Annotated in this window: 18 protein-coding genes and 1 tRNA gene; 9 read left to right on the forward strand and 10 right to left on the reverse strand. The window is 65.3% G+C overall.

Going from position 1 to position 17,227, the window contains the following annotated elements; genetic code table 11:
• Positions 1-127: 127 nt before the first annotated feature.
• The 4 genes from CYJ10_RS04415 to CYJ10_RS04430 all read left to right on the forward strand — a co-directional run bounded on the left by CYJ10_RS04415 (position 128) and on the right by CYJ10_RS04430 (position 3,705).
• On the forward strand, positions 128-1,474 hold the full coding sequence (locus CYJ10_RS04415) for a replication-associated recombination protein A (protein WP_101680417.1): 1,347 nt from the start codon (positions 128-130) through the stop codon (positions 1,472-1,474).
• Positions 1,475-1,617: 143 nt separating this feature from the next.
• Positions 1,618-2,925 (forward strand): serine--tRNA ligase, encoded by a 1,308-nt coding sequence (serS, locus tag CYJ10_RS04420; protein ID WP_101680418.1) that lies wholly within the window; start codon positions 1,618-1,620, stop codon positions 2,923-2,925.
• Positions 2,926-3,009: 84 nt separating this feature from the next.
• Positions 3,010-3,099, forward strand: a tRNA-Ser gene (locus tag CYJ10_RS04425).
• A gap of 153 nt (positions 3,100-3,252) precedes the next feature.
• Complete coding sequence (locus CYJ10_RS04430) at positions 3,253-3,705, forward strand: hypothetical protein (RefSeq protein WP_146001987.1); 453 nt, start codon at positions 3,253-3,255, stop codon at positions 3,703-3,705.
• Between the two features lie 118 nt (positions 3,706-3,823).
• On the opposite strand, the gene CYJ10_RS04435 is transcribed toward CYJ10_RS04430, so the two are convergent.
• Genes CYJ10_RS04435 through CYJ10_RS04455 form a run of 5 tightly spaced genes read right to left on the reverse strand, consistent with a single transcriptional unit; the run spans position 3,824 to position 8,063 of the window.
• Entirely contained in the window at positions 3,824-4,534 is a 711-nt protein-coding gene (locus CYJ10_RS04435; protein ID WP_101680303.1) for an RraA family protein, read from the reverse strand.
• A gap of 35 nt (positions 4,535-4,569) precedes the next feature.
• Positions 4,570-5,772: an aspartate transaminase gene (locus CYJ10_RS04440; protein ID WP_101680304.1), complete on the reverse strand. Its 1,203-nt coding sequence runs from the start codon at positions 5,770-5,772 to the stop codon at positions 4,570-4,572.
• 17 nt (positions 5,773-5,789) lie between these two features.
• Positions 5,790-6,374, reverse strand: a complete 585-nt coding sequence (locus CYJ10_RS04445) for a LeuD/DmdB family oxidoreductase small subunit (RefSeq protein WP_101680419.1) — start codon at positions 6,372-6,374, stop codon at positions 5,790-5,792.
• 50 nt (positions 6,375-6,424) lie between these two features.
• On the reverse strand, positions 6,425-7,723 hold the full coding sequence (locus CYJ10_RS04450; RefSeq protein WP_257993061.1) for a 3-isopropylmalate dehydratase large subunit: 1,299 nt from the start codon (positions 7,721-7,723) through the stop codon (positions 6,425-6,427).
• Positions 7,724-7,757: 34 nt separating this feature from the next.
• Complete coding sequence (locus CYJ10_RS04455) at positions 7,758-8,063, reverse strand: Bug family tripartite tricarboxylate transporter substrate binding protein (RefSeq protein ID WP_374703217.1); 306 nt, start codon at positions 8,061-8,063, stop codon at positions 7,758-7,760.
• 30 nt (positions 8,064-8,093) lie between these two features.
• Between CYJ10_RS04455 and CYJ10_RS04460 the strand changes: the two genes are divergently transcribed.
• Positions 8,094-9,023, forward strand: a complete 930-nt coding sequence (locus tag CYJ10_RS04460) for a LysR family transcriptional regulator (protein WP_101680305.1) — start codon at positions 8,094-8,096, stop codon at positions 9,021-9,023.
• On the opposite strand, the gene CYJ10_RS04465 is transcribed toward CYJ10_RS04460, so the two are convergent.
• Together CYJ10_RS04465 and CYJ10_RS04470 are read right to left on the reverse strand one after the other, a co-directional pair.
• Positions 8,990-10,312: a hemolysin family protein gene (locus tag CYJ10_RS04465; protein WP_101680306.1), complete on the reverse strand. Its 1,323-nt coding sequence runs from the start codon at positions 10,310-10,312 to the stop codon at positions 8,990-8,992. The genes CYJ10_RS04460 and CYJ10_RS04465 overlap by 34 nt on opposite strands.
• Before the next feature lie 75 nt (positions 10,313-10,387).
• Positions 10,388-11,350: a LysR family transcriptional regulator gene (locus tag CYJ10_RS04470; protein ID WP_101680307.1), complete on the reverse strand. Its 963-nt coding sequence runs from the start codon at positions 11,348-11,350 to the stop codon at positions 10,388-10,390.
• 183 nt (positions 11,351-11,533) lie between these two features.
• On the opposite strand from CYJ10_RS04470, the gene CYJ10_RS04475 reads away from it, so the two are divergent.
• The 3 genes from CYJ10_RS04475 (at position 11,534) to CYJ10_RS04485 (ending at position 14,856) form a co-directional block, all read left to right on the forward strand.
• Positions 11,534-12,811, forward strand: coding sequence for a D-amino acid dehydrogenase (locus CYJ10_RS04475; protein WP_101680308.1), 1,278 nt, complete (start codon positions 11,534-11,536; stop codon positions 12,809-12,811).
• Between the two features lie 117 nt (positions 12,812-12,928).
• Entirely contained in the window at positions 12,929-13,837 is a 909-nt protein-coding gene (locus CYJ10_RS04480) for a glutamate/aspartate ABC transporter substrate-binding protein (protein ID WP_101680309.1), read from the forward strand.
• A gap of 206 nt (positions 13,838-14,043) precedes the next feature.
• On the forward strand, positions 14,044-14,856 hold the full coding sequence (locus tag CYJ10_RS04485) for a transporter substrate-binding domain-containing protein (protein ID WP_101680310.1): 813 nt from the start codon (positions 14,044-14,046) through the stop codon (positions 14,854-14,856).
• Here the strand turns inward: CYJ10_RS04485 and CYJ10_RS04490 are convergent.
• Both CYJ10_RS04490 and CYJ10_RS04495 read right to left on the reverse strand, forming a co-directional pair.
• Positions 14,849-15,226: an RES family NAD+ phosphorylase gene (locus CYJ10_RS04490; RefSeq protein ID WP_257993063.1), complete on the reverse strand. Its 378-nt coding sequence runs from the start codon at positions 15,224-15,226 to the stop codon at positions 14,849-14,851. The genes CYJ10_RS04485 and CYJ10_RS04490 overlap by 8 nt on opposite strands.
• Before the next feature lie 106 nt (positions 15,227-15,332).
• Entirely contained in the window at positions 15,333-15,800 is a 468-nt protein-coding gene (locus tag CYJ10_RS04495; protein WP_101680311.1) for a hypothetical protein, read from the reverse strand.
• 118 nt (positions 15,801-15,918) lie between these two features.
• Here CYJ10_RS04495 and CYJ10_RS04500 point away from each other — a divergent pair, with 118 nt between their 5' ends.
• A complete protein-coding gene (locus CYJ10_RS04500; RefSeq protein WP_101680312.1) occupies positions 15,919-16,578 on the forward strand; it encodes an amino acid ABC transporter permease in 660 nt (219 codons plus the stop codon).
• Here the strand turns inward: CYJ10_RS04500 and CYJ10_RS04505 are convergent.
• Positions 16,572-17,081: an SRPBCC family protein gene (locus CYJ10_RS04505; protein ID WP_101680313.1), complete on the reverse strand. Its 510-nt coding sequence runs from the start codon at positions 17,079-17,081 to the stop codon at positions 16,572-16,574. The genes CYJ10_RS04500 and CYJ10_RS04505 overlap by 7 nt on opposite strands.
• Positions 17,082-17,227 lie beyond the last annotated feature (146 nt).

Here is a 17,227-nt window from a genome sequence, read left to right on the forward strand (position 1 = left end):
TGTTATCGGCGCAATCGGAGCCGACTTTAGGGGCGGCCGCAAAAATATCGGGCCGGCCCCGATCGTCTACACTGTGGCGTTCCGTGCCGCCTGTGGCGGCGCTACCACACAGAAAGGCTCCAATACCGTGGCGGATTCGCTGTTCTCCGACCCTCCTGAACGTTCCCGACAACCGCTGGCCGAGCGGCTGCGCCCGCGCAATATCGATGAGGTCATCGGCCAGCAGCACCTGCTGGGCGCCGGCCGCCCGTTGCGCGTGGCCTTTGCATCGGGCGAACCGCATTCGATGATCCTGTGGGGCCCGCCCGGCGTGGGCAAGACCACGCTGGCGCGGCTGATGGCCAATGCGTTCGACGCGGAATTCATCGCGCTGTCGGCCGTGCTGTCGGGCGTGAAGGACATCCGCGAAGCGGTGGAACGCGCCGAGCAGTACCGGGCCCATGGGCGCCGCACACTGGTGTTCGTGGATGAGGTGCATCGCTTCAACAAGAGCCAGCAGGACGCCTTCCTGCCGCATGTGGAAAGCGGGCTGTTCGTGTTTATCGGCGCCACCACCGAGAACCCGTCGTTCGAGGTCAACGGCGCCTTGCTGTCGCGGGCCGCGGTCTACGTGCTCAAGAGCCTGGACGAGGCAGAACTGAAGCAGCTGGTGCTGCGCGCCAGCGACGAACTGGGCGGCGTGCAGTGGGACGACGAGGCGATGGGCCTGATCGTCGGGTCGGCCGACGGCGACGGGCGCAAGCTACTCAACAACGTGGAAATCGTGGTGCGCGCGGCGCGCAATGCCGGTGTGCAGACCATCGACACGGCGCTGCTGGGCAGCGCGCTGTCCGAGAACCTGCGCCGCTTCGACAAGGGCGGCGACGCGTTCTACGACCAGATCAGCGCGTTGCACAAGTCGGTGCGCGGCTCCGACCCCGATGGCGCGCTGTACTGGTTCTGCCGCATGCTGGATGGCGGCGCCGATCCGCGCTACCTGGCGCGCCGCATCGTGCGGATGGCGTGGGAAGACATCGGCCTGGCCGATCCGCGCGCCGCCCGCATCACGCTCGACGCGTCGGAAACCTACGAGCGGCTGGGCTCGCCCGAAGGCGAGCTGGCCCTGGCCCAGGCGCTGATCTATCTGGCCGTGGCGCCCAAGTCGAATGCCGGCTACAACGCCTACAACGCGGCGCGCGCGTTTGTCTCGAACGACAAGTCGCGCGGGGTGCCGGTGCACCTGCGCAACGCGCCGACGAAGCTGATGAAGGAACTGGGTTACGGCCACGCCTACCGCTACGCGCACGATGAGCCCGAAGCCTATGCGGCCGGCGAGCACTACCTGCCGGACGACCTGCGGCGCCAGGACTGGTATCAGCCCACGCCGCGCGGGCTGGAGGGCAAGATTGGCGACAAGCTGCGCCATCTGCGCGACCTGGACGCTGCCTGGCATCGGGATAACCGGGGCAAGCCCGAAGACGGCAACAAGGGCTGAACGGGCCTGCCACGGGCAGGATCCGGCGCCGAATGCCCGAAAAGCATAGGAAATCGGGCCAGATTCGGTGCTGTGGGGTCATGCCGGTGCAGTAAAATGTCGCGTTCGCCGGCATGTCGCCGGCACTGCACACCGATTGCAACATGCTCGACATCCAGCTTTTCCGCAAAGACATCGACGCCGTGGTCCAGCGCCTGGCCACGCGCGGCTTTCAACTCGACGTGGCCACGTTCCAGGCCCTGGAGGCCGAACGCAAGCAACTGCAGACCCAGACCGAGGACCTGCAGGCCCGCCGCAACACGCTGTCCAAGCAGATCGGCATGCTCAAGGGCAAGGGCGAAGACGCCTCGGCCCCGATGGCTGAAGTGGCCGGCATCGGCGACACGCTGAAGGCGTCGGCCGAGCGCCTGGCCCAGATCCAGAGCCAGCTCAACGACGCGATGATGTCGATCCCGAACCTGCCGCACGAGAGCGTGCCGGTGGGCAAGGACGAAACCCAGAACGTGGAAGTGCGCCGCGTGGGCACGCCGCGCACGTTCGATTTCGAGGTGAAGGATCACGTCGACGTCGGCGCCCGGGTGGGGCTCGATTTCGAGACGGCCTCGAAGGTGACCGGCTCGCGCTTCTCGTTCCTGCGCGGTGGCGTGGCGCGCATGCATCGCGCGCTGGTGCAACTGATGGTGGATACCCACACGCTGGAACACGGCTACACCGAGATGTACGTGCCGTACATCGTCAATGCCGCGTCGATGCGTGGCACCGGCCAACTGCCGAAGTTCGAGGACGATCTGTTCAAGGTGCCGCGCAAGGTGGGTGGCGAGGATGGCCAGGACACGATCGAGAACTTCTACCTGATCCCGACCGCCGAGGTGCCGCTGACCAATATTGTGCGCGATGCCATCGTCGCGGCCGAAAAGCTGCCGATGCGCTTCGTGGCCCATACGCCGTGCTTCCGCTCGGAAGCCGGTTCGTATGGCAAGGACACGCGCGGCATGATCCGCCAGCACCAGTTCGACAAGGTCGAGATGGTGCAGGTGGTGCCGGCCGACCAGTCGATGGACGCGCTGGAGCAGATGACCGGCCACGCCGAAGCGATCCTGAAGAAGCTGGAACTGCCGTTCCGCACCGTGGTGCTGTGTACCGGCGACATGGGCTTCGGCAGTACCAAGACCTATGACATCGAGGTGTGGATCCCGGCGCAGAACACCTACCGCGAGATCAGCTCGTGTTCCAGCATGGGCGATTTCCAGGCCCGCCGCATGCAGGCGCGTGCGCGTGCCGGGCAGGGCAAGCCGGAACTGGTGCATACGCTGAACGGCTCCGGGCTGGCCGTGGGCCGCACGCTGGTGGCCATCCTCGAGAACTACCAGAACGCCGACGGATCGGTCTCCGTGCCCAAGGCACTGCAGCCCTACATGGGCGGCATCGAGCGCCTGGAACCGGAAGCATAAAAATTTCTGCACAAGGGGCTTGCGTAGCAGATAGCAATGTCCCTATAATCTTGGTTTCGCTGCTAACGCAACGACCAAGTTACCGGAGAGGTGGCAGAGTGGTCGAATGTACCTGACTCGAAATCAGGCGTACCGGCAACGGTACCGTGGGTTCGAATCCCACCCTCTCCGCCAAAACAAGAAGCTGCCGATTGATTCGACCACCGGCAGACAAAAATAGCGTAGTAAAACTCAAGCCGACGTACTGTGAAAACAGACGTCGGTTTTGTTTTTGTGCGCGCGGATCTGGCGTGTTACCTTGCGTGCAAACAACAAGAGGGGAATGACATGCACGCGGTCCGGGGACTTTCCGTGATGGCCATCGCCATGCTGGCCGCCCTTGCCGGTGGCGAGGCGCTTGCCACGACCAAATGCCAGAAAGGCACCAGCACGCTCTATACCGAGTCGGCGTCCTGCCCGGCCGGCTTTGCCAACGTCACCAACACGATGGGTGGCAATTTCTCCACGATCGGAAAGGATGACTCGGTGCTCCAGCAGGAGCAGTCGATTTTCGACAGCGGCGCGGACGCCCGGGCTGCGGCCAAGGCCAAGGCGGCACGGGCCGACCAGATGGCCGCGCAGCAGCAGTCCTCGTCGAAGGCGCTGACGTGCGGCGCGATTGCCGACCAGATGCGCGCGCTGGAAACCGACATGCAGCAGCGCCATACGCGCCAGTCGATCGAGCAGGCCAGCGACCAGTACCGGCGGCTGCGCGAACAACAGCAGCGCGGGCAGTGCTGAGCGACTGAGCGCCGCCCCTCCGGATGCCGAGAATCGGGGGAAGGGGCGCGCGATCCGGCCACCATCGCGCAACCATCAAGCATCCATCACCCAACCATCGGCCGCCGCCCGGCAGTCGTCAGACCGGCAGTCCTTTCGCGCGCAGCACGGCGTCGAACCGTTCCGGATCCGCTGTGCCCAATCGGTTGGTTTCCCGTACACGCGCCTCGCGTTCCAGCCCTGCGCGGGCGCGCGCCAGCACGGTTTCGGCTTCGGCTGCCGGAACCGCCACCACGCCATCGGCATCGCCCACGATCAGGTCTCCGGGTAGCACGGCCATGCCGGCGCAGGCAATCGGCACATTGATCTCTCCCGGACCCTCCTTGCTGGGGCCGCGATGCGTATGGCCGCGTGCGAAGATCGGCATGCCGTCTTCCGCCCATTCGGCGAGATCGCGGATCGCGCCGTCGATCACCAGCCCGCTTAGCCGTTTGGCCACGCAGGTGGTGCGCATCAACCCGCCGATCAGGGCTTGCGTGACGTCGGCACTGCCGTCGATGACGAGCACGTCGCCGGGCTGCACCATCATCAGTGCTTTGTGGATCATCAGGTTATCGCCGGGCCGGACGCGTACCGTCACGGCAGGGCCGCACAGCACCTCGGTGAGCCGGCCGTGATAACGGTGCAGGCCCATCGTGCCGACGCTGCGGCCGATGGCGTCACTGATCGCGGCCACTGGAATCTCGCGGAAGGCGGCGACCAGCGCGGCCGAAGGGCCGGGCGCGCGGGGTTCGATGCGATAGCCGGCGGGCCACTGCACGGACTGGCGTTCGGAAGGGGTGGCAGTCATCGGTAAGTCCTTTTTTGGTCGGGTTCCGGATCGGTTCAGCGCAGTGCCTCGCATGCCGCGCGCAGACGTGCCAGGCCAGCATCGAGCCGGTCCATCGACGTTGCAAACGAGATGCGGAAGAACGGCGACGTGCCATAGGCGCCGCCCTGGAGAACCGCCAGGTTCTGGGCGTCGAGCAGGTAGAGCACGAAGTCCTCGTCGGTTTCGATCACCTTGCCGTCAGGCGTTTTCCTGCCGATCAGGCCGGCGCAGGACGGGTAGGCATAGAAGGCGCCTTCGGGCAGGTGGCAGGTCACGCCTTCGATGCGATTCAGTGCGGCCACGACGGTGTCGCGACGCGACTGGAACACCCGCGTGCGTTCGGCGATGAAATCCTGAGGGCCGGTCAGGGCTTCCAGCGCCGCGGCCTGGCTGATCGATGACGGGTTTGACGTGCATTGCGACTGCAGCTTGACCATCGCCTTGACCAGCGCGGCCGGCGCGCCGCCATAGCCGATTCGCCAGCCGGTCATTGCATAGGCCTTCGAGACGCCGTTGATGGTCAGCGTGCGGTCCTTCAGCGCCGGTTCCACCTGCGCGATGGTGGTGAATTCGCGGCCGTCGTAGAGGATGTGTTCGTAAATGTCGTCCGTCATCACCCAGACATGGGGATGGCGCAGCAACACGTCGGCCAGGGCCTGCAGTTCCGCCCGCGAATAGGTGGCGCCGCTGGGATTGTTCGGCGCGTTGAGCACCAGCCAGCGCGTGCGCGGCGTGATGGCGCGTTCCAGGTCTTCCGGCGCCAGCTTGAAGCCGTTGCCGGGCTGGCACGGCACGATCACGGGCGTGCCTTCGGCAAGCAGCACGATGTCGGGATACGACACCCAGTAGGGCGCGGGCACGATGACCTCGTCGTCAGGCTCGATCGTGCACAGAAAGGCGTTGAAGATGATCTGCTTGCCGCCCGTGCCGACGATCAGTTCGTTGGGTGCATAGTCCAGCTGGTTGTCGCGCCGGAACTTGTCGGCGATGGCCGCGCGCAGTTCGGGCGTGCCGCCCACATCGGTGTACTTGGTCTGGGAGCGGGCCATGGCGCGCGTGGCGGCTTCGCAGACGTTGGCGGGCGTATCGAAATCGGGCTCTCCAGAGGTCAGTCCGATGATGTCGCGGCCCGCCGCGCGCAGTTCGCGTGCGCGCTGGCCGGCCATCGAGCTGGGCGAGGGTTGGATGCGGTTCAGTCGTGCGGCAATCAGGGGCATGATGGGAACGGTCCGGGTCAGAAAAAGTTCGACGTGCCGGCGCCGATCTGCGGCGCGTGGGCGTGTGCAAAGCGGCGGTGGCGGCGCAGGTAGGGCACGAGGCCGCCCATGTTGCGGATGGTCAGCACGATTTCCGGCACCGGTTCGCAGGGAATCACGTGCAACGGCGCCTCGTGCGGGTTGCCGACACGCAATTCGGCATGTGCGCCCGACAGGTGCAGTGCCACCGCATCGCCTTCGCGGACGGCTTCCTGCAGCAGATCGGTATCGGCGGTGACAGGCAGGAGGCCGTTGTTGACGGCATTGCGCCAGTAGGTGCGTGCAAAGCTGCGCGCGACCACGACGCGAATTCCGGCGGCCAGCACCACGGTGACGGCCACCTCCATTGCCGAGCCACAACCGAAGTTGTGGCCGGCGATCAGGATGTCGCCATCGCGCACCGTGGCCGCGAATGCCGGGTCGTAGTCTTCGAGCAGGTAGTGCCGCAGGACGTTGCCATCGAGCGTGTCCTTCTTGCGCCGCGACGAAATGATGTAGTCGGTGTTGATGTCGTCTCCCAGGCGACGTGCGCGGCCCGGGATGACGGTGGGAGACAGTGGCATGATGAACGGCTGGCCTTGAGGCGGGGTGAAGAACCGGGACGACGGCGAGATCAGTGGCTGGCGTTGCGCGGATCGGTCAGGTGGCCGGTAGCGGCCGCCGTGGCGCATGCCCGTGGTGACGCCAGAAAGATCTGTGCCTCGCGATTGCCCATGCGCCCCTTGAAATTGCGATTGGCGGTGGAGACCACATGCATGCCGTCGTTGGGAGTCGTGCCGCAGGTGCCGCAGCACGATCCGCAGCCAGGCGGCTGGAACTCGGCGCCCATCGCCGTGAATTCGGCGAGCATGCCGGTGGATTCCAGTTCGGCATGCACCGATGCCGAAGCCGGCGTGACGATCAACCGTACGCCGGGCGCCACGCCGCCGCTGGCACGCAGGACCTCGAGCGCCTCGCGGTAGTCCTTGGTGCGACCGCCGGTGCAGGTGCCCAGATAGACCATGTCGACGCGCGTGCCCGCAGCGGCATCGAAACCCACCACGTTGTCGACTCGATGGGGCAGGGCCACCATCGGCACGACGTCGTCGAGGTGGTAGTGCAGCGTGTGCGCGTAGCCGGCATCGGCATCGGCGGATACCGGATTCAGGGCCGCCGTGGTGCGGCCCGAGAGCCAGGACCGGGTGAGGTTGTCGCACGGGAATATGCCTGCCTTGGCGCCCATTTCCACCGACATGTTGGCCAGCACGATACGGTCGTCCACATCGACCGACGCCACGCCAGGCCCATCGAATTCGAGCGCCATGTAGTTGGCGCCGCCGGCACCGAGCGAGCGTGCCATCGTCAGTGCCAGGTCTTTGGCCGATGCGTGAGGCGGCAGCTTGCCGGTGAGGTGGACACGGATCGATCCTGGCACCTTCAGCCACAACTGGCCGCACTGGAAGATGCCGGCCAGGTCCGACGAACCGATGCCCGAGCCGAAGGCGTTGAGCGCGCCATACGACACCGCGTGCGAGTCGGCCCCTACCGCTAGTTGGCCAGGCAGCACGCGGCCGGATTCCAGCAGCAACTGGTGGCCGATGCCCTCGGCGACATCGAACAGATGGATGCCGAAGAGGCGTGCGAAGCTGCGCGCCTTGGCCTGCAGGGCCATCGCACGCTCGCCCGATGCGACGCCGTAGTGATCGAGCGCGAAGGCCAGCCGATCCGGCCGGGCGGGGGCGGGCAGCGCGCTGTCTTCCTGCATGTCGCGGAAGTAATCGAGCGCCATCGGCACCGATCCATCGGTACCCATCGCCATGTCGGGCTCGCAGATGGCCAGGTCGCCGGCGTAGACGGCATGGCCGGCGGCGCGCGACAGCAGCTTCTCGGCCATGGTCTGGCCACGGGTGGGGGTCATGGTGGTGGTGGGCATTGCGAGCGTCGTGGTGGCGTGGCGGTTATGGCGGTCAGTTCAGCTTGATGCCGGCGGTCTGGATGACCTTGCCCCACTTGTCATGCTCGGTCTTGATCTGGCGCGCGAAGTCCTCGGGCGTGCCGCCTACCGGCTCCACACCAAGCTGCACCAGCCGCGCCTTCACATCGTCGGATTTCAGGATCTGGTCGATCGCGCGATTGAGCTTGAGCACGATGCCCTTCGGCGTGGCCGCCGGTGCCACCACGCCGCTCCACGACAGCGATTCATAGCCCTTGACGCCGGCCTCGTCGAGCGTCGGCACATTGGGCAGTCCCGGCAGCCGCTGGCGGCTGGTCACGGCCAGCGGAAAAATACGGAGACGGCGCCGATGCGTCACAACGTCACGCTCAAGCAGTTGCGCAGCTTCCTTACCGTTGCCGAAACCGGTTCGTTCACGGCGGCGGCATTGCGGCTTTGCGTGACGCAATCGGCGCTGACGGCCACCATCCAGCAGTTCGAGGAAGCGGTGGGCCTTCGCATGTTCGACCGCACCACGCGGCGGGTGCACCTGACCGGCCATGCCGAGCAGTTCCTGCCGGGGGCGCTGCGCGTGGTCAATGGCTTCGACAGCGCGATATCGGACCTGCAGGCCGTGGCACAGGGCGAGCGTGGGCATATCCGCATCTGCGCGGCGTCATCGGTGATCGGCCAGTTTCTGGTGCCGGCCCTGCCGCGCTTTCGGGACACGTATCCCGATATCACGATCTCGCTACGCAACCCCGCCGCGCAGCAGACCGAGCAACTTGTGCTGGAAGGCGAGGTCGACTTTGCCATCGACAGTCGGTTCCACGGGCATGACGAACTCGACTACACGCCGCTGGTGAAGGATTGCTATGGCGTGATCTTTCACCGCGACTCGCCGCTGGCGCAGACAGAGGGGCCGGTCACCTGGGATGCGTTGCAGCACGGCAAGTACGTGGGCTTCAGCGCCGATACGGGTATCGGTCGCTTCTTGCGCAGCCACGCCATGCACTGGCCCGAACTGGCCCGCGAGCACGACGAGGTGGAGAGCACCGCCTATCTGTTCGCGATGCTCGCGCGCGGCGGCTACTATTCGGTGCTGCCCGCGCTGGCCTATCAGCGCAATCCAAACCCCGAACTGTTGTTCCGCCCGTTGCAGGGGCCGGCGCTGCTCCGCGAACTATGCGTGATGACGCGACCGTTGCGCGCGCAGTCGGCCAGTGCGCAGCGGCTGCTTGGCATCGTGCGCGAGACGCTGGCCGGTCAGGAGATGCCGCCAGGGGTGTCGCTGGCCTGACCCGGCGCGGTCAGCCGAGACACCAGCAGCTGGTCGATCTTGTGATGGTCGATGTCGAGCACCTCGATGCGGAAGCCGGCCACGGTGATCGACTCCGACTTCTTCGGGATGCGCTTCAGCGAATAGATGACCAGCCCTGCCGCGGTATCGACATAGTCTTCGCCGGGCAGCGTATCGAGTTCCAGCGCCTTCTTCAGGTCCACCAGCGGCGTCAGGCCGTCGACCAGCCATGACGTGGCATCGCGCCGCACGATCTGCTCGTCCTCGGCCGAGTAGAGGATGTCGCCCATCAGTGCGCCGACAATGTCGTCCAGCGTGACGATACCCACCACCAGCCCATATTCGTTCATCACCACGGCAAAGCTCTCGTGCATCTCACGAAAGCGCGTCAGCGACTCGGACAGCGTGAGCGTGTCCGGGATCACCAGCACGTTCTTGTCGTAGTGCTTGCCGATGTCGTCCAGCACCGAGGCGTTCTCGTTGGCCAGCAGCAGTTGCAGGATGGCCTTGGAATCCATGCAGCCGAGCACGTCGTCGATGGTCTTGCCGCAGACCGGGTACTGCCCGTGCGGCTGCTTGACCAGCTTGCGGCGCACGCTGTCGGCCGACTCGTCGAGGGTCAGGAATACCACGTCGTCGCGCGGCGTCATGATCGCGGTGATGGGCTTCGAGTCGAGCTCGAACACGTTTTCGATCAGGTGCAGCTCGTGCTTGTGCAGCACGCCGGCCTCGGCCCCGGCATCGACCATGGCCGCGATGTCCTCGGTCGTGATCTGGTCCACGGGCTTGGTCGGGATGCCCAGCAGCTTCAGCATCGCATCGGCGGCCGCATTGAACACCCACACCACGGGCTTGAACAGCCTCAGCATCGTCAGCATCGGACCAATCACGTTGACCGCGCAGGTCTCGGGGAAGGTCATGGCCACGCGCTTCGGGATCAGGTCGGCAAACTGGATGAACAGCAGCGTCACCACCAGGAACGAGCCGATATTGGCCACGCGCTGGGCGATGTCGGGGCTGAGCCAGGGCAGCAGGGCGTCGAAGAGCAGGTCGGAGACGTGTTTTTCTCCCAGGATACCGGCCAGAATCGCCACGCTGTTCACGCCGATCTGCACGACGGTGAAGAAATTGCCGGGCTCTTCCTTGAGCAGCAATACCTTGGTGGCGCGGCGGTCGCCGCGATCCGAGAGGACTTGGAGCTTGGTGCGCCGGGCCGCGGTCAGGGCGATTTCGGAGATCGAGAAGAACGCACTCACCAGCACCAGCAGGACTAGGGTCAGGACGAACATAGGAAGGTCACGCGCCCGTCGGGGCGGATTGATGATGGTGTACGGCGTGGTGCGCTGTCAATTGTCTGCTCAATGTCATGGCGCCTGGCGGGTCGTTGCCTCGAACTGCGCGGCCGGGGCTTCCAGCCGGTGGGAGAGCGTGGCGTCCAGGGCCTGGGCCGCCGCGGCGAACTGGGCATGCATATCGTCGACCAGGCTGGAGGCGCCGCGATGGCTGGCGCGCAGCATCTGGATCTCGAAGCCAAGTTCGGGCTGGACATCATGCAGCGCCACATTGGCCGGATTGGCGCTCAGCGCCGTGTACTGATCCAGCAACGTCAGGCCCAGGCCGGCGTCTACCAGGGCCAGCGCCAGCGAATAGGTTTGCACTTCCAGCGTCGAATGCGGCTCCAGCGCATGGCGTGCCAGTGTCTGGCGCACCAGCAGGCCCAGCGAGCTGTCGTCGTCGTAGCCGATGAACGGGCGCTCCAGCACCTTGCGGATCGGCACCACACCGCGTTTGCCGCCCGCCGGCAACGGCTGGGCACGCGGAACGGCTAGTAGCATCCGGCCGGTGGCCACCGGCACGCTGGATATCGCCTCGTGGCGGGGCGGCGAGAACGCGAATCCTACGTCGATCTGGTTGGCCAGCAGCGCCGCCACGATTTCATTGGTGTGGTGGGTCAGCACCTGCACCTGGGTCTCGGGATGCCGCGCGCAGAAGCGGCGCACGGCGGGCACCAGCAGCGGATTGGCCAGGCTTGGGGTGGCGGCCACACGCAGGCGCCCCGCGCCCTTGTGGCGCAGGCTTTCGGATACGCGCCGCACGCGCTCGATCTCGCCATATAGCCTTTCGACATCGCCATACAGGGCCTGGGCTTCGGGCGTGGGCTGCAGCCGGCCGCGCTGTCGATCGAACAGCCGGAAGCCCAGCGACGCCTCGGCATGCTGCAGGACGCGCGTCACCACCGGTTGCGAGACATGGAGCAGGCGCGCGGCCTCGCTGACGGTGCCGGTCAGCATGACGGCGCGAAAAACCTCGATCTGACGCAGGCGCATCGTTGTGGTGCCCGAAAAAGGCCGGTTTGGTGCGGAAAAATGGTGCTTTGCACTACGGGTAGACCCGGGTGGCGGTACCTATAGCCCGGGGACATATTCTGGCACGTATTGGCATTGGGCAAGCCGTGCGCAGTGTTCTACGCTCTGCCCCATCGTCAGAAATGAGAAGGCAAGGCAAGACAGATGCGCGTAGCGATTGTGGGTGCCGGTGTCGTTGGCATGACTACCGCGTGGCGGTTGGCCAATGATGGTCATGAGGTGACGGTGGTCGAGCGCCACGACGGTCCCGGTGAGGAAACCAGTTTCGCCAACGGCGGCCAGCTCAGCTACAGCTATGTGGCGCCGCTGGCGGGGCCGGGTGTGCTGTCGAAGGTGCCGGGCTGGCTGCTCGATCGCGATTCGCCGATGCGCTTCCGGCCGTCGATGGACCCGGACCAATGGCGCTGGCTGATGGCCTTCGTGCAGGCGTGCAATGCCCCGACCAGCGAGGCCACCACGCGCAAGCTGCTGCGGCTGGCCTTTTATTCGCGCGACCTGATGCAGGCCTTCGTGAACCGGCCCGAGGCGCGCCAGGAGGGGGGTGGATTCGATTTTGCGCGGCGCGGCAAGCTGGTAGTGCACCGCGACGCGGCGGCCTACGAGTCGGCATGCGGCTTGCTGGACTACCAGGCCAGTCTGGGCTGCGAGCAGCAGGCGCTGGATCGCGACGCCACCGTGGCGCTGGAGCCAGCGCTGGCGGGCATCCGTCAGGACATCGTCGGCGCCATCTACACCCCGAGCGAGGAAGTGGGCGATTGCCACCTGTTCTGCGTGTCGCTGGCCCATCTGTTGCAAGGCAACCCGGCCGTGACGCTGAAGTTCGGCACCCGGGTGACCGAATTGGTGCGCAGCGGCGAGCGTGTCACCGGTCTGCGCACCGATCATGGCGAAATCGACGCCGATGTGGTGATCGTGTCGGGCGGCATCGGCAGTGTGCCGCTGCTGAGGCCGACCGGCATCCGGCCGATGCTGTGGCCGCTCAAGGGGTACAGCATCACGGTGCCCATTGCCGATGGCGCGCGGGCCCCGCACATCAGCGTGACGGACTTCGCCAACAAGATCGTCTATGCGCGCATCGGCAATACGCTACGCGTGGCGGGGATGGCCGATATCGTGCGCGGCGGGGCGGTCATCGATCGCGAGCGGGCCCAGACGCTGGTAACGCAGACGCGATCGGTATTCGGCAACGTGATGAACGGCGCCGACCTCGACGGGCTGCAGCCCTGGGCGGGTTTGCGGCCGGCCACGCCGACGGGGCTGCCGATGATCGGCGAATCGCGCCTGCGCGGGCTGTGGCTGAACCTTGGGCATGGCGCGCTCGGGTTCACGCTGGCCATGGGCAGCGCGGGCCTGCTGGCCGACCGGCTGGCGGGACGCACGCCGGCCATCGACGCGGAAGATTTCAGTGCAGCGTCGGCCTGAGGCTTTCGGGCCAGGCTGACGCAACACGGGTTGTGCTGGAAGTTGAGTAGTACGTTGGGTAGTGAGATTGCCTCAAGTCTGAAGTCTATTAAACCAAGCCCCTTGAAGGAGCGAACCATGAAGTCACTGTCTGTCCGTTCGACCCCCATCCACCGCCTGCTGGCTGCCGCCGTGCTGGCCGGTGCCGCCGCCGGCGCCCACGCCGCCGATGGCGACACGCTCAAGAAGATCAAGGACAGCGGTGTGATTTCGCTGGGCTATCGTGAATCGTCCATTCCGTTCTCGTATTCGGATGGCAACCAGGTGATGGGCTATTCGCACGACTACCTGCTGGCTATCGTCGACAAGGTGAAGTCGACGCTGAACACGCCGAACCTGCAGGTCAAGATGACGCCGATCACGTCGCAGAACCGCATTCCGCTGGTGCAGAACGGCACGATCGACATCGAATGCGGCAGCACCACCAACAACACCGAGCGCCAGAAGCAGGTGGCCTTCTCGAACAGCCTGTTCATCTACGGCATCCGCATGCTGACGAAGAAGGACTCGGGCGTGACCGACTTCCCGCAGCTCAAGGGCAAGAACGTGGTGACCACGGCCGGCACCACCGGCGAGCGTCTGCTGGTGAAGATGAATGGCGAAGGCATGAACATGAACCTGACCAGCGCCAAGGACCATGGCCAGGCCTTCCTGATCCTGGAGTCGGGCCGTGCGGCGGCGTTCGTGATGGATGAACCGCTGCTGTACGGCGAGCGCACCAAGGCCAAGAACGCTGCCGACTGGGTGGTGGCCGGTACGCCGCTGCAGACCGAAAACTATGCCTGCATGTTCCGCAAGGACGATCCGTCGTTCAAGAAGCTCGTGGACGGCGTGGTGGCCGATATCCAGAAGAGCGGCCGTGCCGAAAAGCTCTACACCAAGTGGTTCCTGCAGCCGATCCCGCCGCGCAACATCAATATGAACTACGCGCTGTCGCCGGAAATGAAGCAACTGTTCGCGGAGCCGAACGACAAGGCGTTCCAGTAAGACGCCAGCCAGCCGGTGGTGCGCCGCCTGCCTTGGGCAGGAGGGGTGCCGCCCGCTGTGCAGAATTGGTTATATAGCCATATCGAATCGTTATTTCGCCATCGATAGTATTTGCGGTACCTTGGAGCCCGTTATAGGCTCATAGAGCCGTCGGATTTCCCTCAAAAGGGGCACCGGCAAGCAAACCGCATCCCACTGGAGAAGATATGCGAACGATTCGATCGGGTTGGTTCAAATCCCTGCTGGCCACCGCCCTGGTAGCCGGTGCCACTGGCCTGGCCGCGACGGCCGCCCATGCTGCCGATCTGCTGGACACGGTGAAACAGGCTGGCGTGCTCAAGGTCGGTCTGGAAGGAACCTACCCCCCGTTCGGATATCGCGGCGCGAACAATGAACTGGACGGCTTCGACGTGGAAGTGGCACGCGCCGTGGCCGCCAAGCTTGGCGTCAAGCCCGAATTCGTGACGACCGAATGGAGCGCGATCATCGCGGGCCTGCAAGCCGGCAAGTTCGACATCATCGTCAACCAGGTTTCGGTTACCCCGCAGCGCAAGCAGGTGCTCGATTTCTCGACGCCGTACGTCTATTCGGCCGCCCAACTGATCCAGCGCAAGGACGACAAGCGCGAGTTCGCTTCGCTCGACGCGCTGAAGGGCCACAAGCTCGGCGTGAGCCTGGGCAGCAACTACAACGAGCTGGCCAAGTCCGTGCCGGGCATCGACGTCAAGACCTATCCGGGCGCCCCCGAGTACCTGCGCGATCTGGCCGCCCAGCGCGTGGATGCCGCGCTCAATGACCGCCTGATGGTCAACTACCTGATCAAGCAGGCCAACCTGCCGCTGCGCCCGGGTGCCGTGCTGCCGGGCGCCAACACCGAAGTCGCCATCCCGTTCCGCAAGGACAACCCGAAGTTCGCCGCCGCCATCGACAAGGCGCTGGACGACCTCCGCAAGGATGGCACGCTGGCCAAGCTGTCGAACAAGTGGTTCGGCTCGGACGTGACGAAGCCGCTCAAGTAAAAAGCCGCCGCAGCAGCCGGAAGTCGTAGACCCATTTGCGGATCTTCCGGCTGCGTATGCGCTTCCAGTCGACGTGATACGGGTTGATGAGGATGTTGCATTCCTCAGGCGCAATCACGGACGGCACGACCAGGATTGCGGATCGACCGTCGGCAATCCATTGCTCGCCAAAATCGTGACTGGTCTTGCCGGGCGGCACGGCGTCCCAGCCGATGGGGATGGTGTCGGTCGAGTGTTTGCAGGCGTTCTGCCAAAGCTCGTCGGGTATATCCAGACGGACCAGATACTTGTTCGCCGGCGGCTTGCCCTTCCGCACGTGTGCCAGCGTTTCAAGACAGGCCAATGCAACCGAGCCGGTGCAGTACAGCACCGACGTCCCGCAGCGGTTCCATCGCCCCCGTGCCGATATGCACCGTCCCCGCTGATGTCGTCCGCGGGATGTGACGCGGCTTCCGTGGCAATTCTCCATACGGTGATCATAGGCACATCCCATAAAAGCCTGCGTGGATTTCGCTCGCCACCAGATTCTGTCCTTCGATGGTCCGCAGAAACTCGGAAACCGGGCGATAGCCCAGGGAAAACGGCTCCCAATCAAGATACTCGGCCCACTCGCGGCGGGCCGCGAGCGAAGTGTGGTCGTGCGTGCCGTCAAAGTAGAAATGATTGAGCGTGGCAATGATGCCGAGCATGTGCGCGAACAATTCGCTTTGCCGCTCGTCCAGGTACTCATCGCCGCGTGTCTTGCGCAGAATCTCCCCCCGGTCAAACCCCAGCGCACGAATGAGCTTCTTCTTCGACACCCCCATGTCCCGCGCCAGCGCCACGACTTCGCTCGCCTTGATGCGTGGCGCCGGGCCGTCGTCCTGCGTGATGCCTGCCCCGGGCAAGCCATCGCCGTTTCCCGCCACGTCGTCGACCTGCAGGTACGTTTCCTTCATCTTCATGACCACCTCCGTCTGAACCAATCCCGAAAGACGAAAATCGCCAACCCGTCGCCCGGCGCCGCGTTTCACGTATGATCGCGGCATTCCGGCCCCAGATTGACTGAATCCCAGCCCCGCCATGTCCGCGCTCCAGCTCGTCATTGATTCGCTTCCCGTATTGCTGCAGGGCACGCTGCTCACGCTGAAGTTCGCCGTGCTGTCGATGGCTTTTGGCCTGGTGATCGGGATTGTGGTGGCGCTGATGGGGATTGGAAATCAGCGGATTCTCAAAGTGATGGCGCGCGTGTACGTCAGCATCATGCGCGGCACGCCGTTGCTGGTGCAGATCTTCGTCGTCTATTACGGGTTGCCGGGTATCGGCATTGCGCTCGAACCCACGCCGGCCGGCGTGCTGACGCTGAGCCTCAACGTGGGTGCCTACCTGTCGGAAAGCATGCGTGGGGCCATCCTGGGTGTGCCGCGCGGGCAGTGGCTGGCGGCCTACAGCCTGGGCATGACGCCGGTGCAGACGCTGCTGCACGTGGTGGGCCCGCAGGCGTTGCGGCTGGCCGTGCCGAGCCTGTCGAACAGCCTCATCAGCCTGATCAAGGACACATCGCTTGTGTCGGTGATCACCGTGACCGAACTGCTGCGCACGTCGCAGGAGATCATCGCGGCCACCTACCAGCCGCTACCGCTGTACCTGGCGGCCGCCGCGATCTACTGGATCCTCAGCACGGCGCTATCGGCGTTCCAGCACGTGCTGGAACGGCGCCTGTCGCTGCCGACGCGTCACTGATCCTGCATCGCCGGCGATGGCGCCGAGGGGGCATCGGGTGCGGTTGGCGGCCTGGGGGCCTCGACATTGAGCTGGCGCCCCGTTTCCAGCAGTGTCTTCAGGCCGGCCAGGATCAGCGGCCAGCCGTTGCGCCCGCCCTGCAGGATCTGTTCGTCCAGCGGTTCCTGATGGAGCTCGCTGACGGTCAGCCGCACGGCTTCGTCGCCCAGCGCGTCGATCTGCCACGTGACCACCACCTCGGGCAACTGGCAGAACGCTTCCAGCCACTCCACGCGCCACGTGACCGACAGGCGGTAGGGCGGCTCGGCGGCCAGTACAACGCCCTGCGAGTCGACCTTGCCGTCATCCATGCGCAGCACGAAGGGGCTGCCCACCTGCCAGTCGGATTCGACGCGGCGTCCGAAAAAGTACTTCACGCTTAGCACGGGGTCGGTCAGGGCCTGCCAGACCTGTTCCGCCGTCGCGGCGATATAGGTGACGACAACGGTTTGCGGCGTAGACATATGCGGTCTCCTCGTCGACGGACGGGGCAGCGGCCGTGGGCGTGGCGATGGGAGTCGGTACCGGATACTGTCGCACCGAATGGCGGTGGACGGCAAGAGGAAGGGGAGGGGAGAGAAACCCTCTCCCGGCGGGCGGGAGAGGGTGG

Origin of the sequence: Cupriavidus pauculus (assembly GCF_002858765.1) — a bacterium.
GTDB lineage: Bacteria > Pseudomonadota > Gammaproteobacteria > Burkholderiales > Burkholderiaceae > Cupriavidus > Cupriavidus pauculus_B.

Bases quoted from the DNA above. Each gene is read 5' to 3' on its own strand.
- serS (WP_101680418.1), top strand. From the start codon at position 1,618: ATGCTCGACATCCAGCTTTTCCGCAAAGACATCGACGCCGTGGTCCAG.
- CYJ10_RS04430 (WP_146001987.1), top strand. From the start codon at position 3,253: ATGCACGCGGTCCGGGGACTTTCCGTGATGGCCATCGCCATGCTGGCC.
- CYJ10_RS04435 (WP_101680303.1), bottom strand. From the start codon at position 4,534: ATGACTGCCACCCCTTCCGAACGCCAGTCCGTGCAGTGGCCCGCCGGC.
- CYJ10_RS04440 (WP_101680304.1), bottom strand. From the start codon at position 5,772: ATGCCCCTGATTGCCGCACGACTGAACCGCATCCAACCCTCGCCCAGC.
- CYJ10_RS04445 (WP_101680419.1), bottom strand. From the start codon at position 6,374: ATGCCACTGTCTCCCACCGTCATCCCGGGCCGCGCACGTCGCCTGGGA.
- CYJ10_RS04450 (WP_257993061.1), bottom strand. From the start codon at position 7,723: ATGCCCACCACCACCATGACCCCCACCCGTGGCCAGACCATGGCCGAG.
- CYJ10_RS04460 (WP_101680305.1), top strand. From the start codon at position 8,094: ATGCGTCACAACGTCACGCTCAAGCAGTTGCGCAGCTTCCTTACCGTT.
- CYJ10_RS04465 (WP_101680306.1), bottom strand. From the start codon at position 10,312: ATGTTCGTCCTGACCCTAGTCCTGCTGGTGCTGGTGAGTGCGTTCTTC.
- CYJ10_RS04470 (WP_101680307.1), bottom strand. From the start codon at position 11,350: ATGCGCCTGCGTCAGATCGAGGTTTTTCGCGCCGTCATGCTGACCGGC.
- CYJ10_RS04475 (WP_101680308.1), top strand. From the start codon at position 11,534: ATGCGCGTAGCGATTGTGGGTGCCGGTGTCGTTGGCATGACTACCGCG.
- CYJ10_RS04480 (WP_101680309.1), top strand. From the start codon at position 12,929: ATGAAGTCACTGTCTGTCCGTTCGACCCCCATCCACCGCCTGCTGGCT.
- CYJ10_RS04485 (WP_101680310.1), top strand. From the start codon at position 14,044: ATGCGAACGATTCGATCGGGTTGGTTCAAATCCCTGCTGGCCACCGCC.
- CYJ10_RS04495 (WP_101680311.1), bottom strand. From the start codon at position 15,800: ATGAAGATGAAGGAAACGTACCTGCAGGTCGACGACGTGGCGGGAAAC.
- CYJ10_RS04500 (WP_101680312.1), top strand. From the start codon at position 15,919: ATGTCCGCGCTCCAGCTCGTCATTGATTCGCTTCCCGTATTGCTGCAG.
- CYJ10_RS04505 (WP_101680313.1), bottom strand. From the start codon at position 17,081: ATGTCTACGCCGCAAACCGTTGTCGTCACCTATATCGCCGCGACGGCG.